Below are 25,784 nucleotides of genomic sequence, written 5' to 3' on the forward strand. Positions count from 1 at the left end.
CCACTGCCCTGCCCTGATCCAGATCAAGCGGCGGCCGTTCCGGTAGCGCCGGGCCATGCCCGGCGAGCGCGCAGCGCGGGCGGCGTCGCATACACGCCACATGGATCGCACAGCCGCCGGGCATGGCCCAGCGCTACCCCACCGTGTCGGGCGGATCTTTGCGACGTTTCGCGCGCGGATGCGCCGCATCGTAGACCTTGGCCAGATGCTGGAAATCCAGGTGGGTGTAGATCTGCGTGGTGGCGATGTCGGCATGGCCGAGCAGTTCCTGCACACCGCGCAGGTCACCGGAGGATTCCAGGATGTGGCTGGCGAAACTGTGCCGCAGCATGTGCGGGTGCACGTGCTTGAACAGGCCCTGGCGCTGCGCCAGCTGGCGGATGCGGATCTGCACCGCGCGCTGGCTGATCGGCCCGTTGCGGCCGGGGAAAACCGGTGTGGCGCCACTACCACCGCTTTCGCTGCGCCAGGTCAGCAGCGCTTCGCGTGCCGGCTTTCCGAAGGGGACGCGACGTTGCCGGTTGCCCTTGCCCATCACGTTGACCAGGCCACTGGCGAAATCCAGATCGCGCCAGGTCAGCGCACAGACTTCGCTCAAGCGCAGGCCGGAGGAATAGAACAGTTCCAGCAGCGCGCGGTCACGACGACCCAGCTCGCCTTCCGGTTCCAGTTCAACCAGCTGCACGGCTTCGTCCGCATCGAGCACCTGCGGCAGCCGTCGCGGCGCACGCGGCGCCTTCAGTGTCGCTGCAGGGCTGGCCTCGATGCGGCCATGTTTGAGCAGCCAGGCATAGAAGCTGCGGCATGCCGACAGCCGGCGTTGCAGGCTCTTGGCCGACAGGCCACGGCGGTGTTCATCGGCAACGAACTGGCGCACCGCGTCGGTATCCAGCGCCTCCACGGCCACCCCGCGGGGTTCGGCCCACACCGACAACGCATCCAGGTCGCGGCGGTAGGCGTCGAGCGTATGCGCCGACATCCGCCGCTCCACCTGCAGGTGCTGCAGGAACGCCTGCACCGCGCTCATCGTCGTCGTTTCCCGCTCAATCCGCGAAGCGCTTGAGCCCGGTCACCAGGGCCTCGCCCATCATCCGCAGGAACAGCGTGCCCATGCCGGGATAGAAGCGGTTCGGATCATGGCTGCCCACTGCGATCAGGCCAACACCCGGCAGCGGCAGCAGCGCGGTGGTCTGCACCTCCTCGCTGCGCGCGCCGTACAGCACCGCGTTCTTGTCGCTGTGCAGGCGGCCGCAGATCGGCTCACCATCCTTCAGGCAGTCGCGGAACGGGCCCAGCTGCGCGTCATCGGCAGCCAGCACCTGCAGCCACTCGGCCTGCTCCAGCCCGGCCACCGGCGCATGCACGACCAGCCGTACCAGATCGCCGGCGAAATCTTCCTGCAGTGACGCCGCCATCGCGCGCAGCGTATCGGCGGCGTTGTCCTGCTTCATCAGGGCCAGGGTGAGCTGATGCGTGCGCACCGCCAACCGCTCGTTGACCTGCGCGGTCGCGCCCAGGTCGGCCAACCGTCGCGCCAGCTCGCGGTTCTTCTCGCGCAGCACTTCCAGCTGGTAGCTGGCCAGCGATGCGGTCGGGCCGTCATCGCGTGGCACCACCAGGGTCAGCGCCAGGTCCGGGAACTGCTTGAGGAAACCCGGATGGCGCCGCAACCAGGCGGCGACTTCATGGGCACCGAGCTTGTCGACGGTCTCAGTCATGCGATCCACTCCCCTTCGAAGACGAATGCGGTCGGGCCCGCCATCACCACCGGCTGGCCATCGCCCGGCCACTGGATGCGCAGGTCGCCACCAGGCAGGCTGATGCGCGCATCGCGCTGCAGGCGGCCGCGATGCATCAGGGTCACTGCCGCCGCGCAGGCGCCACTGCCGCAGGCCAGGGTTTCACCCACGCCGCGCTCGAACACGCGCAGGCGCACATGTTCCGGGCCCATTACCTGGGCGAAGCCCACGTTCACCGACTTCGGGAACGAGGCATGCTGCTGCAGCAGTCCGCCCACGCGCTCGACCGGTGCGGCGTCGACCAGGCCCACTTCGATCACCGCGTGCGGATTGCCCATCGACACCGCCGCGAAGCGCACGGTCTCACCCTGCAGTGGCAGCAGGTACTCCTCGCGCGGGTGGGCGAAGCCGATCAGCGGCACCTGCGCCGGATCGAACAGCGGCACGCCCATCGCCACCGCGTACTGGCCATCGCCGAGGACATCCACGGCATGGCTGGCCAGCGGGCTGTCGATGACGAAGCGGTCGCCCTGCGCACTGCCCTCGCGCACCAGCCAGGCAGCGATGCAGCGCGCGCCGTTGCCGCACTGCTCGGAATTGGAACCATCGGCGTTCCAGATGCGGTAAGAGGCGACGGAGCCTTCGGCGCGCGGCGGCTCGATGGTCAGGATCTGGTCGCAGCCGACGCCGGTATGGCGGTCGGCCAGGCGCGCGGCCAGTTCCGGAGTGGGCGGCGGGGTGCCGTCGCGCAGGTCGATCACTACGAAATCGTTGCCCGCGCCGTGCATCTTGCTGAAGCGCAGGCCGTTGGTACCGGCCTTACTCATTCCCGTCGTCCACCTTCTTGGCCGGATCAGGAGTGACGGACGGACTGCCGTCGCGCGGGGCCTGGGTGGCAGCAGGCGTGGCGTCGGCATCAGCGGCCGGTTCGACGGTTTCTTCCACCGGCACCGGCTTCTGCGGCAGCACCAGCGGGCCCTTGTTGCCGCATGCGGCGAGGAACAGCAGCGAGGCCGCTGCCAGCGGAATCAGGATGACATTGCGATGGGGGATGTTCATGCCCCGAGTATAGCCACTGGCGGCTGAGCGGTTGGTGCAGGGTGCCGCGCCACGCATCCGCCGGGCATGGCCCGGCGCTGCCGCAACCCGGCACCGTGGCAACGCCGGGCCATGCCCGGCGGGAGAGATCAATCGGCCGGCGGCAGCGGCCGGGTCCACAGCCAGATCGCCACCACGGTCATGCTGCCGATCGAGAACCACTTCACCCAGGCCACCGGCACGCACCACAGCATGATGCCGGCGCACACCGCCATGGTGATCGTGGCCATCCATTTGCCGTAGCGGCTCACCGCACCATGTGCCTGCCAGTTGGCGATGGCCGGGCCGAAGCGCGGGTGCTGCAGCAGCCAGCCGTGCAGGCGCTCGGAGCCGCGCGAGGCGGCCCAGGCCGAGATCAGGATGAATACGGTGGTAGGCAGCCCCGGCACGAAGATGCCGACGATGCCGGTGCCCAGGCTGGCATAGGCCAGCAGCCACCACGCCCAACGGAACCGCACCGGCCGGGCGGGCGTTGGCAGGTCCTTGGTGGCGGGCGGTCCGGGCGGGCGCATCGCGCAAGGATACCGAGCGCAGGTGGCGGCGGCGATATCACCGCCGCCACGATGCGTCATTCCGTCGCAGCACCGGCCGCGGGCGTTTCGATGCCCAGCTGCTGCAGCACGAATGCATACGACTCGGACAGTTCGCGGTAACGCTGGAAGCGCCCGGACTTGCCGCCGTGGCCGGCTTCCATGTTGGTGCGGAACAGGATCGGGAAGGTGCTGGTGTTGTCATCACGCAGCTTGGCCACCCACTTGGCCGGTTCCCAGTACTGCACCTGCGAATCCCACAGGCCGGTACCCACGAACAGCGACGGATAGGCCTGCTTTTTCACGTTGTCGTAGGGCGAGTAGGACAGCATGTACTCGTAGTACGGCTTCTGCTCGGGGTTGCCCCACTCGTCGTACTCGTTGGTGGTCAGCGGGATGGTCGGGTCGAGCATGGTGGTGACCACGTCCACGAACGGCACCTGCGCCACCAGCACGCGGTAGTCCTGCGGCGCCTGGTTGGCGATGGCGCCCATCAGCAGGCCACCGGCGCTGCCACCGGACGCGGCGACACGGTCCTTCGCCGCCCAGCCCTGTGCCACCAGGCCACGGGTGACGTCGATGAAGTCGTTGAAGGTGTTCTGCTTGTGCAGCAGCTTGCCGTTCTCGTACCAGTCGCGACCCATTTCCTGGCCACCGCGGATGTGGGCGATGGCGTACACCACACCACGGTCGAGCAGGCTCACCGCCGTCTGGTTGAAGTAGGGGTCCATCGACATGCCGTAGCTGCCGTAGGCGTACTGGAACAGCGCGCCGGTGCCATCCTTCCTGTAGCCCTTGCGATAGACCAGCGACACCGGCACCTTCACCCCGTCGCGCGCGGTGATCCACACCCGGTCGGTCTCGTACTTCGAGGCGTCATAGCCGATCACCGGCTGCTGCTTGAGCTGGCGACGCTCGCCGGTGGCGGTGTTCAGTTCGTACACCGTGGTCGGCGTGGTCATCGAGGTGTACACGTAGCGCAGCCACGTGGTGTCAGCCTCGGTGTTGTCGCCCAGGCCCATCGAATAGGCCGGTTCGTCGGCCTTCACGTAGTCGTTGCGACCGTCCTTGAACAGCAGGCGGATGCGCTCCAGGCCTTCGGAACGTTCGGCGATGGCGGTGTAGGTATCAAACAGTTCGAAGCCTTCGATGAACACCGCATCGTCATGGGCGATCCAGTCCTTCCACTGCGCACGCGAGGTGGCATCGGTCGGTGCGGTCACCAGCTTGAAGTTCTTCGCGCCATCGTTGGTGCGGATCACCCAGCGGCCATCATAGTGGTCGGCGTCGTACTCCACGTCGCGCTGGCGCGGGGCGAGCACGGTGAACGTGGTCGGGTCGCTGGCCGGCGCGTAGCGCTCTTCGGAGGACACGGTGCTGTGCACGCCGATGGTGATGAAGCGATCGTCGCGGGTGCGGCCGATGCCCATGTAGAAGCTGTCGTCCTTCTCTTCGTAGACGACGGTGTCGGCGCTGGCCGGGGTGCCCAGCACGTGCTTCTTCACCCGCACGGTCAGCAGGGTTTCCGGATCGTTCTCGACATACAGCACGGTGCGGTTGTCGTCGGCCCAGACCAGGTCGCCGGAGGTGCCGGTGATCGTGTCCGGCAGCACCGCGCCGGTGCGCAGGTCCTTGAAGCGGATGACGTACTGGCGGCGGCCCACGTCATCGTCGGCCCAGGCCAGCAGCTGGTTGTCCTGGCTGACCTCCATCGAGCCGACGCTGAAATAGCCCTTGCCGGCGGCCATCGTGTTGACGTTGAGCAGGACCTCTTCCGGCGCGTCCATGCTGGCCTTGCGGCGCGCATGGATGGGATAGTCCTGGCCGGTCTCGTAGCGGCTGTAGTACCAGTAGCCGCGCTCGCGCGCCGGCACGCTGGCATCGTCCTGCTTGATGCGGCCGACGATCTCGCCGTACAGCGCATCCTCCAGCGGCTTCAGCGGTGCCAGCAGCTGGTCGGCGTAGGCGTTCTCGGCCTGCAGGTAGGCCAGCATGGCCTTGTCCTCGCGCTTGTCGTCGCGCAGCCAGTAATAGTCATCGTTGCGGGTCGCGCCGAACGGCGCCTTGACCACGTGCGGACGCTTCTCAACATCCGGCGGAACGGGCGGGGTGGCGGCGGTAGCGGTGCTGGTCATCAGGCTCGCAAGCAACAGGCAGAGAGTGGATTTCATGAAATAAGGCTCCTTGATCGGCAATGCAATGGCGTCCTTGCGCCTGAGTCTGGGTGGCAGGGGGGGCTGCGGGCAACCCTGCGGATCGTCATGGACGCGCGGAGGTAGTGACGGCCGCTGGCCGGCAACGGCAGCAGACTGTTCATCCCGAGGTTGCCGGCCAGCGGCCGGCACTACCGGGACACCCGGCGTACCATGTGGGGCATGAGTACCCTGCCCCACACGCCGGGCTACAGCCGGCGCAGCCACGAAATCGCTCCCTTCCATGTGATGTCCCTGCTGGCCCGCGCACAGGCGCTGGAACAGGCCGGTCACGATGTGATCCATTTGGAGATCGGCGAACCGGACTTCACCACCGCCGAGCCGGTCGTGCATGCCGGCCAGGCGGCGTTGGCCGCCGGCCACACCCGCTACACCGCCGCACGCGGCCTGCCCGCCCTGCGCCAGGCGATCAGCGGTTTCTATCGCAGTCATTACGGCCTGGATATCGACCCCGAACGCATCCTGGTCACGCCGGGCGGCTCCGGCGCGCTGCTGCTGGCCAGCAGCCTGCTGGTCGACCCCGGCCGCCACTGGCTGCTGGCCGATCCCGGTTATCCGTGCAACCGCCACTTCCTGCGGCTGGTGGAAGGCGGCGCGCAGCTCGTTCCGGTCGGCCCCGAAACGGCCTACCAGTTGACCCCTTCGCTGGTGCAGCAGCACTGGAACGCCGACAGCGTCGGCGCGTTGGTGGCGTCGCCGGCCAATCCCACCGGCACCGTGCTGTCAGCCGATGAACTTGCGGCCCTCTCGGCTTCGCTGCACGCGCGCGGCGGCCACCTGGTGGTCGACGAGATCTATCACGGCCTGACCTACGGCCTGGATGCAGCGAGCGTGCTGCAGGTGGATGACAGTGCCTTCGTGCTGAACAGTTTCTCCAAGTACTTCGGCATGACCGGCTGGCGACTGGGCTGGCTGGTGGCGCCACCGGCGGCGGTACCCGACCTGGAGAAGCTGGCGCAGAACCTGTACATCAGCGCTTCGAGCATCGCCCAGCACGCGGCCCTTGCCTGTTTCAGCGACGAGGCGATGGCGATCTTCGAGCAGCGCCGCCAGGCCTTCCAGCAGCGCCGCGACTTCCTGCTGCCGGCCCTGCGCGAACTGGGCTTCCGCATCGAAGTGGAGCCGCAGGGGGCGTTCTACCTGTACGCCGACGTCAGCGCGTTCACCGATGACGCGCAGGCGTTCTGCGCACACTTCCTGGAAACCGAGCATGTGGCGTTCACCCCGGGCCTGGATTTCGGCTTCCATCGATCGAACCAGCACGTACGCCTGGCCTATACCCAGGAAGTGCCGCGGCTGCAGGAAGCGGTGGAGCGTATCGCGCGCGGGTTGAAACGATTCCGGTAGTGCCGGGCCGAGCCCGGCGGAATTTTGCCGCGCGACGCGGCAAAGGAGCCGCCGGGCATGGCCCGGCGCTACCGTTCAACGAATACCCAACGAAAAACGCCGCCCGAGGGCGGCGTTTTTCATTTCATCATTTACCGCCCAACCGCTCCCACAGGAAGCTGTAGGCCAGTGCGGACATGTGCGCGGCCTGCGCGTTGTTGGCTGCACCGCCATGACCGCCTTCGATGTTCTCGTAGTAGGTCACGTCCTTGCCGGCATCGATCATCTTCGCGGCCATCTTGCGGGCGTGGCCCGGATGCACGCGGTCATCGCGGGTGGAGGTGGTGAACAGCACCGGCGGGTAGCTCTTCTTCGCGTCGAACAGGTGGTACGGCGAGAAGGTCTTGATGAACTCCCAGTCGCTGGTGTCCGGGTTGCCGTACTCGGCCATCCACGAGGCGCCGGCCAGCAGGTGGCTGTAACGCTTCATGTCCAGCAGCGGAACCTGCACCACCACCGCACCAAACAGCTCGGGGTACTGGGTCAGCATGTTGCCGGTGAGCAGGCCACCGTTGCTGCCGCCCTGCACGCCCAGGTGCTTGGCAGAAGTGATCTTGCGGGTGACCAGGTCCTGGGCAACCGCGGCCATGTCTTCATAGGCCTTGTGACGGTTCTGCTTCAGCGCCGCCTGGTGCCAGCGCGGGCCGTACTCGCCACCACCACGGATGTTGGCGACCACGTACACGCCGCCCTTTTCCAGCCAGGCGCGGCCCATGCCGCCCGAGTACGACGGGGTCAGCGAAATCTCGAAACCACCGTAGCCGTACAGCAGGGTCGGGTTGGAACCGTCGAGCTTCATCGCCTTGTCGTGCACCACGAAGTACGGCACGCGGGTACCGTCCTTGCTGGTGGCGAAATGCTGCTCGATCACCTTGCCGTCGGCATCGAAGAACGCCGGCATGGTCTTGAGCACTTCCGGTGCCTTGCCGATGTCGGCGATCGCCAGGGTGGTCGGGGTCAGGTAGTCGGTGGCGGTCAGCCACACCGCATCGCTGTCATTGCTGTCGACCGCACTGACGCCCAGGGTGCCGAAGGCCGGCGCGCCGACGAAATCGCTCTTCTGCCAGCCCTTGGCGGTTGGGGTCAGCACCGACAGGCGGTTCTTGACGTCGTCAAGCACGTTCAGCACCAGGTGGTTCTTGGTCCACGAGGCACTGGCCAGCGAGGTGGTCGCGGTCGGGGTGAACAGCACCTCGAAGTCACGCTTGCCGGCCAGGAAATCATCCAGCTTGGTCACCAGCAGTGCGCCGGAGGCGTAGGTCTTGCCACCCACGGTCCACGGATCGCGCAGTTCCAGGGTCAGCCACTGCTTGTGCAGGCCCTTCTCGGCCGAGTTCGGCGCATCGATCCTGGTCAGCTTGCCATCGTCGCCGCGCAGGTAGATCTCGTTGTTGTAGAAGGCCAGCGTACGGCTGACCAGGTTGCGCTCGAAGCCCGGGGTGTCATCGTGCATCGCCGCGATGTACATGTCTTCCGGCTTGCCTTCGTAGACCAGGCTGGCGGCGGACATCGGCGTGCCACGCTTCCACAGCTTGGCCACGCGCGGGTAACCGGAGGTGGTCATCGAGCCGCTGCCGAAATCGGTGTAGACGAACACGGTGTCGCGGTCGATCCAGCTCAGGCCGCCCTTCGATTCGGGACGGAAGAAGCCGTCCTTGATCCAGCTCTTGCTGGCCAGGTCGAACTCGCGGGTGACATCGGCGTCGGCACCGCCGCGCGACAGCGCGATCAGGCAGCGGCTGTAATCCGGACGCAGGCAGTCAGCGCCGTGCCAGACCCAGTTTTCGTTCTCGGCCTTGTTCAGCGCATCCAGGTCGAGCACGGTTTCCCAGGTCGGCGAGGCCTTGCGGTACTCGGCCAGGGTGGTGCGACGCCACAGGCCGCGCTCGTGCTGCTTGTCCTTCCAGAAGTTGTAGTAGTAATCGCCGATCTTCTGCACGCCGGGAATCTTGGCGTCCGAGTCGAGCACCTCGCGGATGCTGCTCTCCATCTGCTTGAAGGCCGGGGTCTGCGCCAGGCGCGCCTCGGACTTGGCGTTCTGTTCCTTGACCCAGGACAACGGCTTGTCGCCGGTGACGTCCTCCAGCCAGGCGTAACGGTCGGTGTCTTCAGCGGCCACGGCGGTACCCACCGAGGCAGCGGTCATCATGCCGGCCAGCAGGCAGGCGGAAGCGAATCGTGACATTGCAGCTCCAGGCAGTCATTAGCCGTGGAACGCTAGCATGGATCACCGGGGCCGCCCCCGTGTCGAAGGTCAGGCCGTGGCGGTGTGCGCCTTGCGCGTACGTGTGGGGGAGCGCCGCCGGGCCTGCCCATGGTCGCGTCGCACCGAGCGGAGCGCGGTCAGCGTTGGCAACGGGCAGCGCAGCAGTGCCCACCAGGCCGCCAACGGCATGCCGACCAGCCACAGCGGCAACCAGCCCAGCCAGGCACTGCTGCCGCGCGCGGCCGGCCACACCAGCACCACGGCCAGGCCAGCGAGGGCGAGCTGCGGCACCACCCGCAACAGGCGCGGATCGGCGCGTTCGCTGACGCGTTCAGTTGGCGGGCGGTGGCGGGGACGTGTGCGCATGCGGATTCTCCGGTGTTCGATGGCGGTCAGCTTGGCTGCGGGGCTTCTCACCGGCTGCGACACCATTGACGGATGGCGTGCACACAGTGACCATGCGCGGGCAAGCCCACTGGAGCCCGCTCCCGCATGACCTCGATCCGCCCGCTCTGCGCTGTGTTGCTGGCCCTGTCCCTGGGCGGTCCGGCAGTGGCTGCCAATTCCCCACCGTCGTCCCGCAACAGCGCCGCGGAAGCCTCTGCAGATGGGGTGATCGACCTGCAGCGCTTCATGGGGACCTGGTACGTGATCGGCCGCGTGCCGAACTTCATCGAGCGCGGCCACGTCGCCAGCGTCAACCAGTACGAGCTGCGCGAGGACCACAAGGTCGCCATCACCTATCGCTACCGCGATGGTTTCGGTGAACCGCTGCAGGAAATCCGTGCGCGCGCCAGCGTCGATCCCGACAGTGGCAACCACGGCTGGCGCACCTGGTTCTACCGGGTCGTGCCGACCCATTCGCGGGTACTGGAAGTCGCGCCGGACTATTCCTGGGCGCTGATCGGCTACCCGGGCCGCGAGATGGCCTGGATCTTCGCCCGCACGCCTGACATGGACAAGGCCCTGTACAAGGACCTGGCCGAACGCCTGCGCGACGAGTACGGGGTCAACACCGACAAGCTCAAGCGCGTGCCGCAGCACGCCGAGCAGGTCGGCAAGCTGGGCTACGAAGTACCGAACGTGCGTTGACTGCACACGGTGGTAGTGCCGGCCGCTGGCCGGCAACTGCACGGTGCTTCCCGCGTTCATGAGGTTGCCGGCCAGCGGCCGGCACTACCAGACATGAAGTTGCCGGCCAGCGGCCGGCACTACCAGACATGAAGTTGCCGGCCAGCGGCCGGCACCACCCTGAACGATGCCGGGCGCCGCCCGGCATTCTGTTATCTGCGGCTGTAATGCGCGACCAGGCGGTCGCCGAGCATCTGCAGCAGCTGCACCAGCACCAGCAGCAGGACCACGGTGACCAGCGCCACGTCGGTGTGCGAGCGCTGGTAGCCATCGCGGAAGGCCAGGTCGCCCAGGCCACCGGAACCGATCGCACCGCCCATCGCGGTGAAGCCGATCAGGGCCACGGTGGTCACCGTGGCACCGGCAATCAGGCCCGGCCGTGCTTCGGGCAGCAGCACGCGGGTGACCAGCTGCCAAGTGGTGGCACCCATTGCCTGGGTCGCCTCGATCACCCCGCGGTCCACTTCACGCAGCGCGGTTTCCACCAGCCGCGCATAGAACGGCGCAGCGCCGATGACCAGCGGCACGATCGCGCCACGCACGCCCAGCGAGGTGCCCATCATGAACAGGGTCACCGGGATCAGGACGATCATCAGGATGATGAAGGGCACCGAGCGCAGCAGGTTCACCACCAGCGCCAGCACGCCGTAGGCAACCGGCCGGCGCTTCAGCTGTGGCGCACCGAACAGGTACAGCAGCACGCCCAGCGGCAGGCCGATGGCCAGGGTCAGCGGCAGCGAACCGGCAAGCATCAGCAGGGTGTCGATGGTGGCCTGGCCGATGTCGGCCCACTTGCCTGCATCCAGGTGACGGAAGAAGCCGCCGGCGGTGGCGATGATCATCGACGCAGTTCCTCAACATGCACGCCGGCAGCCACGAATGCGGCCTGCGCGGCGGACTGGTCACCGCCCACCAAGGCGACGATCAGCTGGCCATACGGGGTGTCCTTGATCCGGTCGATACGCCCGGACAGGATGTTGTAGTCGACCCCGGTCTGCCGCGCGACGCTGCCGAGCAGGGGTTCGTAGGTGTCGGCGCCGAGGAAGGTCAGGCGCACGACACGGCCACCGACCGCGTCGAAGTCGCGGTGCAGGGTGCCCTCGTCCACCTGCTCCGATTCGCTGACGAAACGGCGGGTGGTCGGGTGCTGCGGGTGCAGGAACACCTTCGTTACCGGGCCGGTCTCGACCAGCTGGCCGGCATCAAGCACGGCCACGCGGTCGCAGACGCGACGGATCACGTCCATCTCGTGGGTGATCAGCACGATGGTCAGGCCCAGTTCGCGGTTGATCTTCGACAGCAGCGCCAGCACCGACGCGGTGGTCTGCGGATCGAGCGCGCTGGTGGCCTCATCGCACAGCAGGATCTGCGGGCGGGTGGCCAGTGCGCGGGCGATGCCCACACGCTGCTTCTGGCCGCCCGACAACTGCGCCGGGTACTTGTCCGCATGCGCCTGCAGGCCCACGGTCTGCAGCAGCTCGGCGACGCGCGCATCGATCTCGGCCTTCGGCGTACCGGCCAGCTCCAGCGGGAAGGCGACATTGCCGGCCACCGTGCGCGAGGACAGCAGGTTGAAGTGCTGGAAGATCATGCCGATCCGGCGGCGCAGCGCGCGCAGGCCTTCCGGATCCAGCGCGGTGACATCTTCGCCGGCGATCAGCAGGCGGCCACCACTGGGCTCCTCCAGGCGGTTGATCATGCGGATCAGCGTCGATTTGCCCGCACCGGAATGGCCGATGATGCCGAACACCTCGCCGGCCTCGATGGTCAGGTCCAGCGGCTGCAGCGCGCTGACCGCGCGGCCGGCAACGGCATAGGATTTGTGCAGGCGCTGGAACTCGATCACGGGATCAGCTCACCGGGAGGGCGATGGAAGGGGCGTGCAGCCTACCAGCGCTGGCGCTCGCGCGCCCGCGCCATGGGCCAGAATGTTATTCCTTTTGGTTCTAAGCCGCCCGCATCGGTACACCCCTTCCCCAGCCAGATCGGTTCAGGGATGGTCCAACGGTTTCGGCGGCTCCTGCCGGTTCACCCGTTCGCGGTGCAGCAGGTACAGGCCCGAGGCGACGATGATTGCCGCGCCCGCCCAGGTGTAGCCATCCGGCAGCTGCCCCCAGAAGGCCAGGTCCCAGCCGATCACCCAGACCAGGCCGCTGTATTCGAGCGGTGCGATCATCGAGGCCTCACCCAGCTGGAAGGCCTTGGTCAGCGCGATCTGGCCCAGCGCCCCGGCCAGGCCCATGCCGGCGATCAACGGCGCATGCGCCATCTGCAGCGGCACCCAGCCGGGGATAGCCAGCAGCCCGGCGCCGATGGCCATGATGACCAGGAACCAGACCACCATCGACTGCGAGGTATCGGTGCGGGTCAGCAGGCTGACGGTGATCGCGGCGATGGCATAGGCGGTGGCGGCGGCCAGCACCATCAGGCCCGGCACCGAGATGAAACCGCCCACGCCCGGCCGCAGCACCACCAGCACGCCGACCAGGCCGATGCCGATGGCGACCCAGCGCCGCGGCCCGACCCGCTCGCCCAGCAGCGGCACCGACAGTGCGGCAATCAGCAGCGGCGCGACGAAATAAATGGTGTAGGCGGTGGACAGCGGCAGGTCGCGCAGGGCGAACACGAAGCAGCCGATCATCGCCATGCCCAGCCCGCCGCGCAGCAGGTGCAGCCCCCAGCGGCGCGGGATCAGCGAGCGTGGCCCGGCACTGGCCAGCACCCAGACCAGCACGAAGGGCAGCGACGCCGCGCCACGCAGGAAGGTGACCTGCAGCGAGGGATAGCCGGCCGAGAGCTGCTTCATGCCGGCGTCCATCAGCGAGAAACAGGCGACAGCAGCGACCATCCAGGCCACGGCGCGCGAAGGGGAGCGTTGCACGTTCATGGCCCATTATCGCCGACCACGGGCGTTGCCGCCGCGACCGGCGCGATAGAATGGCCGCCACTGATTTCTGCGGAGTAACGCCCATGCCTTCCTTCGACGTTGTGTCCGAAGTCGACACCCACGAACTGACCAATGCGCTCGACCAGGCCAACCGTGAGCTTGCCACCCGTTTCGACTTCAAGGGCGTGGACGCCAAGTTCGAGCGCGACGGCGAAGTGATCACCCAGTCCGCACCGAGCGAGTTCCAGCTCAAGCAGATGAACGACATCCTGCGCGCTCGCCTGGCCGCCCGCAGCATCGACGTGCTCAGCCTGGAATATGGCGACGTGGAAACCAACCTTGCGCAGGCCCGGCAGAAGATCACCGTCAAGCAGGGCATCGAGCAGAAGATCGCCAAGAAGATCGCTGCGGCGCTGAAGGAAGCCAAGCTGAAGGTGGAAACCCAGATCAACGGCGACAAGCTGCGGGTGATGGGCAAGAAGCGCGACGACCTGCAGGACGCCATCGCCGTGCTGAAGGCCGGCAAGTTCGAACTGCCGCTGCAGTTCAACAACTTCCGCGATTGATCGACACCGCGATGTAGGGCCGGCCTACATGGCCGGCCTCACTCGCGCAGCAGTTTGTACAGCGTTGTCCGCGAGATGCCGAGCTGGCGTGCGGCGAGGCTGAGGTTGCCTTCGGCGGTATGGGCGGCTCGCCGTGCCGCATCGCGCTGCTGGTCACGCAATGGTGCCGCCTGCACGGGCGCTGCGGCCGTAGCCGGTGAACGTGTCCGTGCGGCGCGCGGTGCCTGCAGGTGCTGCAGATGGACCGCACTGCCCTCGCCCAGTCGCACCCGATGCGCAGGGCCGGGCTGCAGCAGTCGACGTCGCTGTGCTGCGCTGGCGCCGGCAAACAGCGTGTCCAGCGAAAGCAGCGGCAGCGGCCCACGCCGCGGCAGGCCGAGCAGGCGCCGAGCGACGCGGTTGGCGCAAAGCAACTGGCCGTCTTCCTGCACCGCCAACAGGCCCTGCAGCGGTGATGCCAGCCAGCGCGGATCATGCTGCACCGCCAGCAGATGCACATCGCTGAGCGTGTGCATCAAGCGGTTCTCGATGGCCAGCGCTGCCTGCCGGAAATAGCCCTGCAGCAACGCCGGATCGCGTTCCCCCAGCCCAGTGATGTCGATCGCACCGCAGACCTGCCCCTGCAGGTCATGCAGCGGCTCACTCAGGCAGAACACGGGGGCGAACCGCTGCAGATAGTGTTCATTGCCGCGTACCAATGCGGGAAGGTCGTCGGCCAGGCTGACCGCAGGCGCGGTGGTGCCGATCTCGGCCTCGCCCAGCCGCCGGCCCACCTGGATCGGCCGCAGCAGCGCTGCATCTTCCAGGCCATGGGCGCGATGCACGATCACCATGCCCTCACGGTTGGCGCAGAACATCGTCCACCCACGCGCACCGAACGCGGCCCACAACTGCTCCAGTTCCGGCTGCACGCAACGCGCCAGGCGGCGGTCATCGCGGGACTCCAAGCGGTGTCCGTTGCCCTGCAACGGCGGGTAATACGGCTCCTGCCCGGGGCGCACACCCGCCGCATGCGAGCGCTGCCAGGACTGCTGCAACGGCAGGGGCAGCATCGCCAGCGACTGCACGTCGCCCTCGGCGAAGGCGGCCCGAGCCGCCACCAGCTGCTGTTGCCCGACTGTCGTGGCCATCATGCATGCAGCGTACACCCACACACGCCATGCCCGCGTTACATGCCAACAACGGAGCGTTTCCATTTCGTCGGGCATTCATCCACGCATGGTGTGGATCTACGTGTCGACCAAGGTCGACACCCACCAACAGCCGCATGGTCGCCACCCACCAAGAGCAGCCCATGCCGTTCCGACAGATCGCGGGAACCCACGATCACCCCAGCACAGCGCCAAGCCGGGAAATGCGTTTCCATTTTCGCCCGGCATTCATCCACGCATGGCGTGGATCCACGTGTCGACCAAGGTCGACACCCACCAACAGCCGCATGGTCGACACCCACCAAGAGCAGCCCATGCCGTTCCGACAGATCGCGGGAACCCACGATCACCCCAGCACAGCGCCAAGCCGGGAAATGCGTTTCCATTCTCGTCCGGCATTCATCCACGCATGGCGTGGATCTACGTGTCGACCAAGGTCGACACCCACCAACAGCAGCGTGGTCGACACCCACCAACAGCAGCGGGAACCTGTCGAAGGCGGGGTGGGTCCGGTTGCGGGGGCGTGAGCCGCATGGATGCGGCGACCGAGCTTACATGGACGTACTTGCAGCGTCCCCCGCAACCGGACCCACCCCGCCATCCCACGGAATGCCCGCTTTTGCCGTTGCCGTTGCCGTTGCCGTTGCCGTTGATTCGGCAGGTGCAGGGCGCAGCCCTGCAAACCCACCCCACCCTCACCTCACGCCGCGATCCGCAGAATCGGCTTCAGCGTAATCCCCCGCGTGCTGTCCTCGGCCGCCTGGTTGATCTGCTCCAGCGGATAGAACTTCACCAGCCTGTCGAACGGGAAGCGCCCCTGCTGGTACAGCGTCACCAGCTGCGGAATGAACACCTGCGGCACGCTGTCGCCCTCGACAATCCCACGGATGCTGCGGCCACCCAACAGCAGGTTGTTCACATCGAAACTGGCAGTGGTGCCCAGCTTCGGCGCACCGACCACGCCCATCATGCCAAGCCCGCCGAGCGCTTCGATGCCGGCCGACAGCACTTCCGGGCGCCCTGTCGATTCCAGCGCGAAATCGGCGCCACCACCGGTGATCGCGCGCACCGCCTCGATCACATCGGTCTCGCGGCTGTTGACCACATGGGTGGCGCCCAGCTCCATGGCCAGCTGCAACCGCGAGGGCACCACGTCGATGGCGATGATGGTGGTGGCCCCGGCGACCTTGGCCGCCATCACCGCACTCAGGCCGACCGCACCGGCGCCATAGCTGGCGAAGCTGCTGCCCGATCGCACCTGCAGCGAGTTGAGCACCGCACCGGCACCGGTCTGGATGCCGCAGCCCAGCGGACCGAGCAGCTCCAGCGGCGCATCGTCAGGCACCTTGATCGCATTGATCTCGCGCGCCAGCGCAAACGTGGCGAACGACGACTGTGCAAAGAAGTGATCGTGCAGCGGTTGGCCCTGTGCATCGGTGATGGCGGTATGGCCGTGGCCATCATCACCACCGAAATTCAGCGCGAAGAAATCGCGGCAGTACGCACCGTGGCCACCACGACAGGGATTGCAGTGGCCGCATTGGCCGTAGGTCAGCACGACATGGTCGCCGGCCTTCAGCTCGCGCACGTTGGGGCCGACCGCCTCGACGATGCCCGCACCCTCATGGCCCAGCACCGCCGGCAGCGGCACCGGATAGTACTGGTCACGCACGATCAGGTCGGTATGGCACAGGCCGGTCGCTACGATCTTCACCAGCACTTCGTCGTCCTGCGGGCCGCGCAGGCGCGCCTGCTCGATGACAAAGGGCTGTTCCTTGCCGCGCACCACCGCTGCTGTGATGTCACGCGATCCACTGTTGCTGCTCATCGTTGCGTTCTCCTCGATCAGATGGGATAGGCCGGGGCTTCGCCCTTGACCGTCATCCATTGCCACTGGGTGAATTCCTCCACGTTGGACGGGCCGCCGATGCTGGTGCCGTTGCCGGACGCCCCTACCCCGCCGAAGGGATTGATGACCTCGTCGTTCACGGTCTGGTCGTTGATGTGCAGCAGACCGGTGCGCAGGCGCTCGCCCAGCTTCAGCGCGCGGCCGACATTGCGGGAGACGATCGCCATCGACAGGCCGTACTCGCTGTCATTGGCCAGGCGCACGGCTTCGTCGTCGTCATCGAACGGCACCACCACCGCTACTGGCGCGAAGATCTCTTCGTTGAACGCCGGATTGTCGACACTGACGTTGCCGAGCACGGTGGGTGCGAAGAACAGGTCCTGGTGGGTGCCGCCGGTTTCAAGCGTGGCACCCGCCTTCACCGCGTCGTCGACCACACGCGCTGCATGGTCGCGTTGCGCGGCATTGATCAGTGGGCCCAGCGCAACATCCTCGCGTGCCGGGTCACCCACCTTCAGCGACTTCGCCTTGGCCACCAGCTTCTGCAGGAAGGCCTGGTGGATGCTGCGCTGTACCAGCACACGGCCGGTGGCCATGCAGATCTGGCCCTGGTGCAGGTACACGCCCCAGGCGGTGTTGGCCACGGCCAGGTCGAGATCCGCATCGTCAAGGATGATCAGCGCGTTCTTGCCGCCCAGCTCCAGCGACACCTTTTTCAGGTGCTTGCCGGCGGCTTCGCCAACCTTGCGTCCGGCCGCCGTCGAGCCGGTGAACTGGATCATCGCCACATGCGGGTCGCTGGTCAGCGCGGCACCGGCGGCGCCGTCGCCGGGCAACATCTGCAGCACACCCTGCGGAAGACCAGCCTGCTCGAACAGGCGTGCGATCACCGCACCACCACACACCGCCGTGCGCGGGTCCGGCTTGAGCACCACGGCATTGCCGAGCGCGATCGCCGGCGCCACCGCGCGCATCGCCAGGTACAGCGGGAAATTGAACGGAGAGATCACCCCCACCACACCCAGCGGACGGCGCCGCGCCAGGTTCAGCCGCCCAGGTTCGGACGGCAGGATCTCACCCACGCTGCGCGAAGGCAGCGCGGCGGCCTCATGCAGCGCCTTGATGGTCACCTTGGCTTCGAAACCGGCCTTCAGGCGGGTGGAGCCACTTTCACGGACCAGCCAGTCGACCAGCGTATCGATGTTTTCTTCGGCCAGGCGTGCAGCCTTGCGCAGCACCTCGGCGCGCTGTTCGTACGGCGCTGCCGCCCATGCCTGTTGCGCCTGCGCCGCAGCGGCCGCCGAACGTGCGACCTGCGCCGCATCGGCCAGGCCGATTTCGCCAAGCGAGTGCCCGGTGGCGGGCTCGATCACCGGCTGGCGCTGTGCAGCGGCGCTCCATTGACCGTCGAAGAAGGCGCCTGACCAGAGTGCGTCCGGCAGCCATGGGGAAGATGCAGTCATGAAAAGTCCTCCTGTGTCGTGCCGCCATTGCACGCCTGGCCCGCAGCGTCGGCAATCGGCCATTGGCGTGATGTCGGCAAGGGATTGAATCGACGGGAATTTCCAGCATCGCCGTTGTCCAGTTCCTGCACAGTGAACGGCGCCCCTGCAGCGGCCCGCCTACAATGGCCACCCCCGCCAGCCGATGCGCCCGCCATGACCGACACCCCCCTGCCCACCGATGACCCGATCGCCGCCACCCGCCTGTGGCTGGAGCGCATCGTCATCGGCCTGAACCTGTGCCCGTTCGCCAAGGCGGTGTACGTGAAGGACCAGGTCCGCATCGTGCTGAGCGACGCGACCACACCCGAAGCCCTGGTGGAAGAACTGGCCGAGGAACTGGTGCTGCTGCGCGACACGCCGGCCGAGCAGATCGATACCACCCTGATCGTGCATCCGCAGGTACTCACCGACTTCCTCGACTACAACGACTTCCTCGACAACGCCGATGCGGCGATCGAGGCGCTGGACCTGCAGGGCATCCTGCAGGTGGCCAGCTTCCATCCGGACTACCAGTTCGATGGCGTCGCCGCCGATGACGCCAGCAACTACACCAACCGCGCGCCCTACCCCACCCTGCACCTGCTGCGCGAAGACAGCGTGGCACGCGCGGTGGATGTCTACCCGGACCCGGACGTGATCGTCGAGCGCAACATCCAGACCCTGGACCGGATCGGTGTCGAGGGCTGGCACCGTCGCCTGCGCGGCGACGACCTGTCATGAGCACGGTGCCGCCGATTGCCACCTGGCCGGCTGCGCCGCTGCACGGCAGGGTGGTGCTGGTCACCGGCGGTGCCAACGGCATCGGCCGCGGCATCGCCCAGGCGGTGCTCGGGGCCGGCGGCCGTGTGCTGATCGGCGATCTGGACGTAGAGGCGGGCCAGGCCTGCCTGGCCGAATGGCAGCGCGGCGATGATGCCGCGTTCCAGCGGCTGGACATCACCGACGAAAGCAGCGTGCGCGACTTCATCGCAGTTGCCCTGCAACGCTTCGGGCGCATCGACGGCCTGGTCAACAATGCCGGCATCGCCGGGCCGCACGGCACCCTGCTGCAGGACATGGACTGGGAAGAATGGCAGCGCCGGCTGTCATCGCTGCATGGCGCGTTCCTGTGCAGCAAGCACGCATTGCCGGCGTTGTCGGCCGACGCAGGCGCGATCATCAACATCGCATCGACGCGCGCCTGGCAGTCCGAGGCGCACAGCGAAGCCTACGCTGCGGCCAAGGGCGGGCTGGTGGCCTTCACCCATGCACTGGCCATCAGTGCGGGACCGGCGGTGCGGGTGAACAGCATCAGCCCCGGCTGGATCAGCACCGATGCCTGGCAGGCGCCGTCACGCCGGCACGTGCCGCAGTACTCGGCCACCGCCCACGCCCAGCATCCGGTTGGCCGCGTCGGCGAACCCGAGGACATCGGCGCACTGGCGGTGTACCTGCTGTCCTCGTTGTCCGGCTTCAGCACCGGCCAGGACTTCATCGTCGACGGCGGCATGACCCGGAAGATGATCTACGCCGATTGAAAGCGGGACGCCGCGGTAGCGCCGGGCCATGCCCGGCGGCTTTCCTACGCCGCGCTACGTGCTCGCCGGGCATGGCCCGGCGCTACCGGAGCGCTGCCCTTTTTTGCGTTTACGCCATGCCGGAGCATTCCGGTAGATCCACGCCATGCGTGGATGGCGGCAACCTGCTTACGCCATGCCCGAATGGCGCAGCAGTGCGTCGATCTGCGGCGCACGGCCGCGGAAGGCCTTGAAGTTCTCGGCGGCCGGGCGGCTGCCGCCGCGCGACAGCACCTCGTCGCGGAAACGCGCGCCGGTTGCGGCCAGCGCCTGCGGCGCTTCCTCGAACGCGGCGTAGGCATCGGCGCTCAGTACTTCGGCCCACTTGTAGCTGTAGTAACCGGCGGCATAGCCACCGGCGAAGATATGGCTGAACTGGTGCGGGAAGCGATTCCAGCTCGGCGGATGGTTCACCGCCACTTCCGCACGCACCCGCTCAAGCAGTGCCAGCACGCTGTCCTGCGCCGCCTCGAACTGGCTGTGCAGCAGCATGTCGAACAGACCGAATTCCAACTGGCGCACGGTGGCCATGCCGCTGTGGAAGTTGCGTGCAGCCAGCATGCGCTCGTACAGCGCGCGCGGCAGCGGCTCGCCGGTTTCCACATGCGCGGTCATGCCCTGCAGGTGGTCCCATTCCCAGCAGAAGTTCTCCATGAACTGGCTGGGCAGCTCCACCGCGTCCCACTCCACGCCGTTGATGCCGGCCACGCCCAGTTCGCCGATGCGGGTCAGCAGCTGATGCAGGCCATGGCCCATTTCATGGAACAGCGTGGTCACTTCATTGTGGCTGAAGGTTGCCGGCTTGCCATCGGCACCACGGCCGAAGTTGCACACCAGGTACACCAGCGGCGTCTGTACGCTGCCATCGGCGCGCTCGCGGCGGTTGCGGCAGTCATCCATCCACGCGCCGCCACGCTTGCCCTCGCGGGCGTACAGGTCCAGGTAGAACTGGCCCACCAGGGCGCCCTGCGCATCCACCAGGCGGAAGAAGCGCACGTCCTCATGCCAGACCGGCGCGCTGTCTTCCTGCACGCGCAGGCCGTACAGCTGCTCGATCACCGAGAACAGGCCGCCGAGTACCTTCGGTTCGGTGAAATACTGCTTCACTTCCTGCTCGGAGTAGCTGTAACGCGCCTGCTTCAGGCGGTCGGCGGCGAACGCCAGATCCCAGGCCTGCAGGCTGTCGATACCGAGATGCTCGCGGGCGAACTGCTCCAGCTCGGCGCGGTCCTTGGCGGCGAACGGCTTGGCGCGCGCGGCCAGGTCACGCAGGAAGCCCAGCACTTCGGCGGGGTCGCTGGCCATTTTGGTGGCCACCGAATAGTCGGCGTAGGAATCAAAGCCCAGCAGCGCGGCCAGCTCGGCACGCAGTGCAAGGATGCGATCGATGTTGCCGCCGTTGTCCAGCGCATCGTCGCCGAACTCGGAGGCGCGTTGCGCGCTGGCGCGGTACAGGATCTCGCGCAGGTCGCGGTCCTCGCCCCAGGTCTGCACCGGCAGGTAGCACGGCATCTGCAGGGTCAGCTTCCAGCCTGTCTTGCCGTCTTTTTCCGCAGCGGCGCGTGCAGCAGCCTTCACGTCGTCCGGCACGCCGGCCAGGCGCGCCGGGTCTTCGACGATCAGCGACCACGCATCGGTGGCGTCGAGCACGTTCTGCGAGAACTTCGCCGACAGCGCCGACAGTTCCTCCTTGATGGCGGAAAAACGCTGCTGCGCGTCCGCATCCAGTTCAGCACCGCCGAGGCGGAAATCACGCAGGGTGTTGTCCAGCACCTTGCGGCGCGCCTCATCAAAACCGGCCGCTTCGGTGCTGGCCGCCAGCGCCTGGTACTGGCGGTACAGCGCCAGGTTCTGGCCCAGCGCACTGGCAAAGCGGGTCACCCGCGGCAGGTTGCTGTTGTAGGCCTCACGCAGTTCCGGCGTGTTGACCACGCCCTGCAGGTGGCCCACCAGGCCCCAGGCGCGCCACAGGCGTTCGGTGGCGTCGTCCAGCGGGGTGACGAAGGTCTGCCAGGTTACCGGCTGCACCTGCTCGGCAGCGCTGACCGCCGCTTCGGCCTGCGCCAGCAGCACGTCCAGCGCCGGCGCCACATGCTCGGGGCGGATCGCCTCGAAGCGCGGCAGGCCGGAAAAATCGAGCAGGGGGTTGGCAACGGTCACGGCAGGTCTCCAGAGTACGGGCCCGGCAGCGCGGGCAGCCAGATCGATATGGCGCTGGCCGGGCCGGCAGACAAGGGGCGGCGGGCCATTGTTCACGTCGGCCTTACGGCCGCCGGCTGAAGCTTGCAGCGCGGGGGAGACCGCAGCGGAACGTGTCGAGGAGGCCCCACATGGAAGGTCTGGCTCCAGCTCCATCCGCAGTACGTTCGTCATCGCTGGCGCTGTCGGCCAGCCCGACTGAACTGGCCTGGATCGCCGCGCTGTGCGATGCGGGCGATGATGCGCCGCGCCACCTGCAGCAGTTGCAGGCACTGCAGCGCCAGGGCGGAAGGTTCAGCGACGAGCAGGAATGGTATCCCTTCGAAGTGATCGAGCGCGGTGCCAGCCAGGTGCGGCTGGGCCACGAGCGCGAATTCGTCATCTGCGTGCTGCTGTGGCTGCAGGCCCTGGCCCAGGGCCGGGCCAGCAGCCTGGACCCACGTCTGCACCTGGACGACCGCGCCGTGGAGATCGAGGCCCTGCCCGACGCGCTGCGCGATGCGGTACTGGAGGCCTTCATGGCCGCGGGGTATTGAGCGCGATCCAATGCGCCGCTGCGCTCGCCGGGCATGGCCCGGCGCTGCCGACCTGTCCTGGTAGCGCCGGGCCATGCCCGGCGGATGCCTGACGGGCTTACAGCGCTTCCAGACTGCACCACGGCAATCCAGGCAGGCCCTGCCCGGCCACCGCCGTCGCTACCTGCGCGTCGGCAGCGTCCACATCGATTCCCTGCCGCACATACCAGGCCGGGTCGTAATAGCTGTGCGCGTAGCGATCGCCGCTGTCGCACAGGATGCTGACGATGCTGCCCTGGCGGCCGGCCTCGCGCATCCACTGCGCGGCCTGCAGCACGCCGATGAAGTTGGTGCCGGTGGAGCCACCGACGCGGCGCCCCAGCTGGCGGCTGACATGACGCATCGCAGCCAGGCTCAAGGCGTCGGGCACCTTCACCATGGCATCGACACTGGTCGGGATGAAGCTGGACTCCACCCGCGGCCGGCCGATGCCTTCCACCCGCGAGCCGCCGTTGCAGGTCATGCCGCGCCACTCGTTGCCGCCGGCCAGGGCAGCCTGGTATCCATCGTAGAACACCGAGACTTCCGGGTCCGCACACAGGATGCGGGTGTCATGCCGGCGATAGCTGACGTAGCGCCCGAGCGTTGCTGCGGTACCGCCGGTGCCGGGGCTGCACACGATCCAGTCCGGAATCGGGCTGGGCTCCTCGGCCATCTGCTTGAAGATCGATTCGGCGATGTTGTTGTTGGCACGCCAGTCGGTGGCGCGCTCGGCATAGGTGAACTGGTCCATGAAGTGGCCGCCGGTTTCGCGGGCCAGCTTTTCCGAATCGCAGTTGAGGTCGCAGGCGCGCTCGACCAGATGGCAGCGGCCACCGTGGAACTCGATCGCGGCAATCTTCTCCGGCGACGTCGTGGCCGGCATCACTGCGATGAACGGCAGGCCGAGCAGGCGCGCGAAGTAGGCCTCGGAAACGGCGGTGGAGCCGCTGGAGGCCTCGATCACCGGCCGTCCTTCACGCAGCCAGCCGTTGGCCAGCGCATACAGGAACAGCGAACGCGCCAGCCGGTGCTTGAGGCTGCCGGTGGGATGGCTCGATTCATCCTTCAGGTACACCTCGATGCCCTCGAACCCGGGCAGCGCCAGCGGGATCAGGTGGGTATCGGCGGAACGGTTGAAATCGGCTTCGATCTTGCGGATGGCGGCGGCCACCCATTCACGCTGCGACATGGCGGGCAATGGTCATCAGGACGGAACGGTGCGATCCGGCCATTGTACGTCGCGGTGCCGTCAGCTGCCGGCCCGTAGAATGACACCCATCCGGCCGGCAACGGCCCTGTCTGAAGGACCTCCCCCATGACCATTCCCGCCCTGCGCGATGTCCCCGGCGTCGCCGCCCAGGCCCCGGCCGAGACCACCGGCTTCGTCTTCAACCACACCATGCTGCGGGTCAAGGACGCCACCGCCTCGCTGGACTTCTACACCCGCGTGCTGGGCTACCAGCTGATCGACAAGCGCGACTTCGCCGAAGCCCAGTTCAGCCTGTACTTCCTGGCCTACGTACCGGCCGGCACCGTGGTGCCGGAAGATGACAACACCCGCCGCCTGTGGATGGCCGGCCTGCCGGGCGTGCTGGAACTGACCCACAACCATGGCACCGAGAACCAGGAAGGCGCCGTCTACCACGACGGCAACAGCGACCCGCGCGGCTTCGGCCACATCTGCGTGTCCGTGCCGGACATCGAAGCGGCCTGCCAGCGTTTCGAAGACCTGGGCGTCACCTTCCAGAAGCGCCTGACCGACGGCCGCATGAAGAACCTGGCCTTCATCAAGGACCCGGACGGCTACTGGGTCGAGATCATCGCCAACGCCTGACCGGCAGAAAGGGCCCGTTCCGGTAGCGCCGGGCCATGCCCGGCGGCATTGCTCCGACATTCATGGCACGATGGGGCCGCGAGCGACTTGATCCCCTCCGTCCCCTTTTTTGTGAGGTTGGCATGGAAACGATGGAACTGCACCGTGGGCGATTGATCGACCACATCCAGCTGGTCGTACGCGATCTGGCCGCCAGCCGCCGCTTCTACCAGGCGGTGTTCGACACGATCGGCATCCCGGTGGCCGGCGAAGGCGATGACTACTTCTGGGCCGACGAACTGTTCATTTCCAGCGCCAGCAGCGAGGCCGCTGCCGGCCAGTTGACCGGTCGCCATCACCTGGCCTTCCAGGCCCGCGATACCGCCACCGTCGATGCTTTCCACAGCGCTGCGCTGGCGGCTGGCGGCAAGGACAACGGCGCGCCCGGCGAGCGCCCGTACCATCCCGGCTACTACGGCGCCTTCGTGCTCGATCCGGATGGCAACAACATCGAGGTCGTCTACCACGGCCCGGCGAACTACAGCGCCGATTCGGTGAAGGTCAGCTTCTGATTCCTGCGCTACGCGCTCGCCGGGCATGGCCCGGCGCTACCAACGAATGAAGCCGGGCATGGCCCGGCGCTACCAACGAAGAAGCCGGGCAATGCCCGGCTTCGTTTCATCACACAGCGCAGGCCTCAGTGGGCCGCCATGTAGATGTCCTGCAACACGGCCTTTTCCAGCTCCAGCTCGCCCAGCAGGTTCTTCACGATGTCACCCAGGCTGAGGATGCCGACCAGCTTGCTGCCGTCTGTGACCATCAGGTGGCGACGACGCGAGTAGGTCATCAGGGACATGGCCTGCTTCAACGTGGCGTCCGGCGCAATGCCTTCCAGGCCGGTGGACGGCAGGCTGGAAATCACCCGGCGACCGGCCTGCGGGCCATCATCGGCCAGGCTGCGGACGATGTCCTTTTCGGAAATGATGCCGACCGGCGCATCATCCTTCATCACTACCAGTGCGGCGATTTTATTCGCGCTCATCTTGTGCGCAGCGGCACCGATCGTGTCTTCCGTGTCGATGGTGATGACAGCTTCTTTCTTGGATTGCAGGAGCTCGCGGACGTTCATTCTTGTTTCCTGGTGCAGGTCACTCAAGTCAAAAAAGTGTGCTCTGCCGATTCGCCCCCTCCCCGGGAACAGACCTTTCAGTGCACGTCTGGCGCACCCACCTGCCGCTTGGAATGGATCGGCAGACGTCGTGCTGCAACACGAACGAGGGGGTTCAACGGCTCAACCCGGATCTCGGTCAACTCGATTCTACGACTGCGACCATCGGTCACTAGCGGCATCGATGGGACAGTTCGTCGTAGGAACCAACTGACGATCCAGAGAATGGC

The 25,784-nt window shown here is 67.1% G+C and carries 25 protein-coding genes; 8 read left to right on the top strand and 17 right to left on the bottom strand.

The window, feature by feature from the left end:
• Window positions 1–133 precede the first annotated feature (133 nt).
• The 6 genes from xerC to LC407_RS20500 form a co-directional block, all read right to left on the bottom strand.
• Window positions 134–1,027 carry a tyrosine recombinase XerC gene (gene xerC, locus LC407_RS20475; protein ID WP_032976548.1) on the bottom strand — a complete coding sequence of 298 codons (894 nt, stop codon included), beginning with the start codon at window positions 1,025–1,027 and terminating at the stop codon, window positions 134–136.
• Window positions 1,028–1,043: 16 nt separating this feature from the next.
• Complete coding sequence (locus tag LC407_RS20480) at window positions 1,044–1,718, bottom strand: DUF484 family protein (protein WP_025877290.1); 675 nt, start codon at window positions 1,716–1,718, stop codon at window positions 1,044–1,046.
• Entirely contained in the window at window positions 1,715–2,566 is an 852-nt protein-coding gene (gene dapF, locus LC407_RS20485) for a diaminopimelate epimerase (RefSeq protein WP_033832253.1), read from the bottom strand. Before dapF ends, LC407_RS20480 begins: the two co-directional genes overlap by 4 nt.
• On the bottom strand, window positions 2,559–2,798 hold the full coding sequence (locus LC407_RS20490; protein WP_025877294.1) for a lipoprotein: 240 nt from the start codon (window positions 2,796–2,798) through the stop codon (window positions 2,559–2,561). The genes dapF and LC407_RS20490 overlap by 8 nt, the downstream gene beginning before the upstream one ends.
• Before the next feature lie 128 nt (window positions 2,799–2,926).
• On the bottom strand, window positions 2,927–3,349 hold the full coding sequence (locus LC407_RS20495; RefSeq protein WP_223483511.1) for a YbaN family protein: 423 nt from the start codon (window positions 3,347–3,349) through the stop codon (window positions 2,927–2,929).
• 56 nt (window positions 3,350–3,405) lie between these two features.
• On the bottom strand, window positions 3,406–5,538 hold the full coding sequence (locus LC407_RS20500; protein ID WP_099843713.1) for a S9 family peptidase: 2,133 nt from the start codon (window positions 5,536–5,538) through the stop codon (window positions 3,406–3,408).
• A gap of 204 nt (window positions 5,539–5,742) precedes the next feature.
• Between LC407_RS20500 and LC407_RS20505 the strand changes: the two genes are divergently transcribed.
• Window positions 5,743–6,927: a pyridoxal phosphate-dependent aminotransferase gene (locus LC407_RS20505; protein WP_223483512.1), complete on the top strand. Its 1,185-nt coding sequence runs from the start codon at window positions 5,743–5,745 to the stop codon at window positions 6,925–6,927.
• A gap of 127 nt (window positions 6,928–7,054) precedes the next feature.
• Here LC407_RS20505 and LC407_RS20510 read toward each other — a convergent pair whose 3' ends face one another.
• Complete coding sequence (locus LC407_RS20510; RefSeq protein WP_099785457.1) at window positions 7,055–9,151, bottom strand: prolyl oligopeptidase family serine peptidase; 2,097 nt, start codon at window positions 9,149–9,151, stop codon at window positions 7,055–7,057.
• A gap of 69 nt (window positions 9,152–9,220) precedes the next feature.
• Window positions 9,221–9,538 (bottom strand): hypothetical protein, encoded by a 318-nt coding sequence (locus LC407_RS20515; protein ID WP_223483513.1) that lies wholly within the window; start codon window positions 9,536–9,538, stop codon window positions 9,221–9,223.
• A 126-nt stretch (window positions 9,539–9,664) separates the two neighbouring features.
• On the opposite strand from LC407_RS20515, the gene LC407_RS20520 reads away from it, so the two are divergent.
• Window positions 9,665–10,264: a lipocalin family protein gene (locus tag LC407_RS20520; protein ID WP_025877305.1), complete on the top strand. Its 600-nt coding sequence runs from the start codon at window positions 9,665–9,667 to the stop codon at window positions 10,262–10,264.
• 191 nt (window positions 10,265–10,455) lie between these two features.
• Here the strand turns inward: LC407_RS20520 and LC407_RS20525 are convergent, their stop codons facing one another.
• The 3 genes from LC407_RS20525 to LC407_RS20535 all read right to left on the bottom strand — a co-directional run bounded on the left by LC407_RS20525 (window position 10,456) and on the right by LC407_RS20535 (window position 13,190).
• A complete protein-coding gene (locus tag LC407_RS20525) occupies window positions 10,456–11,145 on the bottom strand; it encodes a methionine ABC transporter permease (RefSeq protein ID WP_025877307.1) in 690 nt (229 codons plus the stop codon).
• On the bottom strand, window positions 11,142–12,149 hold the full coding sequence (locus tag LC407_RS20530) for a methionine ABC transporter ATP-binding protein (RefSeq protein ID WP_025877309.1): 1,008 nt from the start codon (window positions 12,147–12,149) through the stop codon (window positions 11,142–11,144). The genes LC407_RS20525 and LC407_RS20530 overlap by 4 nt, the downstream gene beginning before the upstream one ends.
• A gap of 144 nt (window positions 12,150–12,293) precedes the next feature.
• Complete coding sequence (locus LC407_RS20535) at window positions 12,294–13,190, bottom strand: DMT family transporter (RefSeq protein ID WP_025877311.1); 897 nt, start codon at window positions 13,188–13,190, stop codon at window positions 12,294–12,296.
• Window positions 13,191–13,273: 83 nt separating this feature from the next.
• Here LC407_RS20535 and LC407_RS20540 point away from each other — a divergent pair, with 83 nt between their 5' ends.
• Window positions 13,274–13,756: a YajQ family cyclic di-GMP-binding protein gene (locus LC407_RS20540; protein WP_025877313.1), complete on the top strand. Its 483-nt coding sequence runs from the start codon at window positions 13,274–13,276 to the stop codon at window positions 13,754–13,756.
• A gap of 38 nt (window positions 13,757–13,794) precedes the next feature.
• On the opposite strand, the gene LC407_RS20545 is transcribed toward LC407_RS20540, so the two are convergent.
• The 3 genes from LC407_RS20545 to LC407_RS20555 form a co-directional block, all read right to left on the bottom strand.
• Entirely contained in the window at window positions 13,795–14,886 is a 1,092-nt protein-coding gene (locus LC407_RS20545) for a helix-turn-helix domain-containing protein (protein WP_223483514.1), read from the bottom strand.
• A 721-nt stretch (window positions 14,887–15,607) separates the two neighbouring features.
• The gene (locus LC407_RS20550; protein ID WP_025877316.1) at window positions 15,608–16,735 is read right to left on the bottom strand and encodes an NAD(P)-dependent alcohol dehydrogenase; all 1,128 of its coding nucleotides are present in this window, start codon (window positions 16,733–16,735) and stop codon (window positions 15,608–15,610) included.
• Window positions 16,736–16,752: 17 nt separating this feature from the next.
• On the bottom strand, window positions 16,753–18,219 hold the full coding sequence (locus tag LC407_RS20555) for a benzaldehyde dehydrogenase (RefSeq protein WP_032976556.1): 1,467 nt from the start codon (window positions 18,217–18,219) through the stop codon (window positions 16,753–16,755).
• Window positions 18,220–18,414: 195 nt separating this feature from the next.
• On the opposite strand from LC407_RS20555, the gene LC407_RS20560 reads away from it, so the two are divergent.
• Entirely contained in the window at window positions 18,415–18,981 is a 567-nt protein-coding gene (locus LC407_RS20560) for a DUF1415 domain-containing protein (protein WP_025877318.1), read from the top strand.
• Complete coding sequence (locus LC407_RS20565) at window positions 18,978–19,778, top strand: SDR family oxidoreductase (protein WP_223483515.1); 801 nt, start codon at window positions 18,978–18,980, stop codon at window positions 19,776–19,778. The genes LC407_RS20560 and LC407_RS20565 overlap by 4 nt, the downstream gene beginning before the upstream one ends.
• 168 nt (window positions 19,779–19,946) lie before the next feature.
• Here LC407_RS20565 and LC407_RS20570 read toward each other — a convergent pair whose 3' ends face one another.
• Complete coding sequence (locus LC407_RS20570) at window positions 19,947–21,977, bottom strand: M3 family metallopeptidase (RefSeq protein WP_032976559.1); 2,031 nt, start codon at window positions 21,975–21,977, stop codon at window positions 19,947–19,949.
• Window positions 21,978–22,147: 170 nt separating this feature from the next.
• Between LC407_RS20570 and LC407_RS20575 the strand changes: the two genes are divergently transcribed.
• Window positions 22,148–22,552: a hypothetical protein gene (locus tag LC407_RS20575; RefSeq protein WP_117311434.1), complete on the top strand. Its 405-nt coding sequence runs from the start codon at window positions 22,148–22,150 to the stop codon at window positions 22,550–22,552.
• Between the two features lie 97 nt (window positions 22,553–22,649).
• Here the strand turns inward: LC407_RS20575 and LC407_RS20580 are convergent, their stop codons facing one another.
• Window positions 22,650–23,762, bottom strand: coding sequence for a PLP-dependent cysteine synthase family protein (locus tag LC407_RS20580; RefSeq protein ID WP_223483516.1), 1,113 nt, complete (start codon window positions 23,760–23,762; stop codon window positions 22,650–22,652).
• Window positions 23,763–23,888: 126 nt separating this feature from the next.
• Between LC407_RS20580 and gloA the strand changes: the two genes are divergently transcribed.
• Window positions 23,889–24,407, top strand: coding sequence for a lactoylglutathione lyase (gene gloA, locus LC407_RS20585; protein WP_088101934.1), 519 nt, complete (start codon window positions 23,889–23,891; stop codon window positions 24,405–24,407).
• Window positions 24,408–24,529: 122 nt separating this feature from the next.
• Window positions 24,530–24,958, top strand: a complete 429-nt coding sequence (locus tag LC407_RS20590; protein WP_025877330.1) for a VOC family protein — start codon at window positions 24,530–24,532, stop codon at window positions 24,956–24,958.
• A 125-nt stretch (window positions 24,959–25,083) separates the two neighbouring features.
• Here the strand turns inward: LC407_RS20590 and LC407_RS20595 are convergent, their stop codons facing one another.
• Window positions 25,084–25,515, bottom strand: coding sequence for a CBS domain-containing protein (locus LC407_RS20595; RefSeq protein WP_025877332.1), 432 nt, complete (start codon window positions 25,513–25,515; stop codon window positions 25,084–25,086).
• Between the last annotated feature and the right edge of the window lie 269 nt (window positions 25,516–25,784).

The organism is Stenotrophomonas sp. OVS01A (assembly GCF_019969775.1).
Taxonomy (GTDB): Bacteria; Pseudomonadota; Gammaproteobacteria; order Xanthomonadales; family Xanthomonadaceae; genus Stenotrophomonas; species Stenotrophomonas indicatrix.

What these genes read in the sequence shown, in the direction of transcription:
- xerC (WP_032976548.1), bottom strand. Translation starts at nt 1,027, where the DNA reads ATGAGCGCGGTGCAGGCGTTCCTGCAGCACCTGCAGGTGGAGCGGCGG.
- LC407_RS20480 (WP_025877290.1), bottom strand. Translation starts at nt 1,718, where the DNA reads ATGACTGAGACCGTCGACAAGCTCGGTGCCCATGAAGTCGCCGCCTGG.
- dapF (WP_033832253.1), bottom strand. Translation starts at nt 2,566, where the DNA reads ATGAGTAAGGCCGGTACCAACGGCCTGCGCTTCAGCAAGATGCACGGC.
- LC407_RS20490 (WP_025877294.1), bottom strand. Translation starts at nt 2,798, where the DNA reads ATGAACATCCCCCATCGCAATGTCATCCTGATTCCGCTGGCAGCGGCC.
- LC407_RS20495 (WP_223483511.1), bottom strand. Translation starts at nt 3,349, where the DNA reads ATGCGCCCGCCCGGACCGCCCGCCACCAAGGACCTGCCAACGCCCGCC.
- LC407_RS20500 (WP_099843713.1), bottom strand. Translation starts at nt 5,538, where the DNA reads ATGAAATCCACTCTCTGCCTGTTGCTTGCGAGCCTGATGACCAGCACC.
- LC407_RS20505 (WP_223483512.1), top strand. Translation starts at nt 5,743, where the DNA reads ATGAGTACCCTGCCCCACACGCCGGGCTACAGCCGGCGCAGCCACGAA.
- LC407_RS20510 (WP_099785457.1), bottom strand. Translation starts at nt 9,151, where the DNA reads ATGTCACGATTCGCTTCCGCCTGCCTGCTGGCCGGCATGATGACCGCT.
- LC407_RS20515 (WP_223483513.1), bottom strand. Translation starts at nt 9,538, where the DNA reads ATGCGCACACGTCCCCGCCACCGCCCGCCAACTGAACGCGTCAGCGAA.
- LC407_RS20520 (WP_025877305.1), top strand. Translation starts at nt 9,665, where the DNA reads ATGACCTCGATCCGCCCGCTCTGCGCTGTGTTGCTGGCCCTGTCCCTG.
- LC407_RS20525 (WP_025877307.1), bottom strand. Translation starts at nt 11,145, where the DNA reads ATGATCATCGCCACCGCCGGCGGCTTCTTCCGTCACCTGGATGCAGGC.
- LC407_RS20535 (WP_025877311.1), bottom strand. Translation starts at nt 13,190, where the DNA reads ATGAACGTGCAACGCTCCCCTTCGCGCGCCGTGGCCTGGATGGTCGCT.
- LC407_RS20540 (WP_025877313.1), top strand. Translation starts at nt 13,274, where the DNA reads ATGCCTTCCTTCGACGTTGTGTCCGAAGTCGACACCCACGAACTGACC.
- LC407_RS20545 (WP_223483514.1), bottom strand. Translation starts at nt 14,886, where the DNA reads ATGGCCACGACAGTCGGGCAACAGCAGCTGGTGGCGGCTCGGGCCGCC.
- LC407_RS20550 (WP_025877316.1), bottom strand. Translation starts at nt 16,735, where the DNA reads ATGAGCAGCAACAGTGGATCGCGTGACATCACAGCAGCGGTGGTGCGC.
- LC407_RS20555 (WP_032976556.1), bottom strand. Translation starts at nt 18,219, where the DNA reads ATGACTGCATCTTCCCCATGGCTGCCGGACGCACTCTGGTCAGGCGCC.
- LC407_RS20560 (WP_025877318.1), top strand. Translation starts at nt 18,415, where the DNA reads ATGACCGACACCCCCCTGCCCACCGATGACCCGATCGCCGCCACCCGC.
- LC407_RS20565 (WP_223483515.1), top strand. Translation starts at nt 18,978, where the DNA reads ATGAGCACGGTGCCGCCGATTGCCACCTGGCCGGCTGCGCCGCTGCAC.
- LC407_RS20575 (WP_117311434.1), top strand. Translation starts at nt 22,148, where the DNA reads ATGGAAGGTCTGGCTCCAGCTCCATCCGCAGTACGTTCGTCATCGCTG.
- LC407_RS20580 (WP_223483516.1), bottom strand. Translation starts at nt 23,762, where the DNA reads ATGTCGCAGCGTGAATGGGTGGCCGCCGCCATCCGCAAGATCGAAGCC.
- gloA (WP_088101934.1), top strand. Translation starts at nt 23,889, where the DNA reads ATGACCATTCCCGCCCTGCGCGATGTCCCCGGCGTCGCCGCCCAGGCC.
- LC407_RS20590 (WP_025877330.1), top strand. Translation starts at nt 24,530, where the DNA reads ATGGAAACGATGGAACTGCACCGTGGGCGATTGATCGACCACATCCAG.
- LC407_RS20595 (WP_025877332.1), bottom strand. Translation starts at nt 25,515, where the DNA reads ATGAACGTCCGCGAGCTCCTGCAATCCAAGAAAGAAGCTGTCATCACC.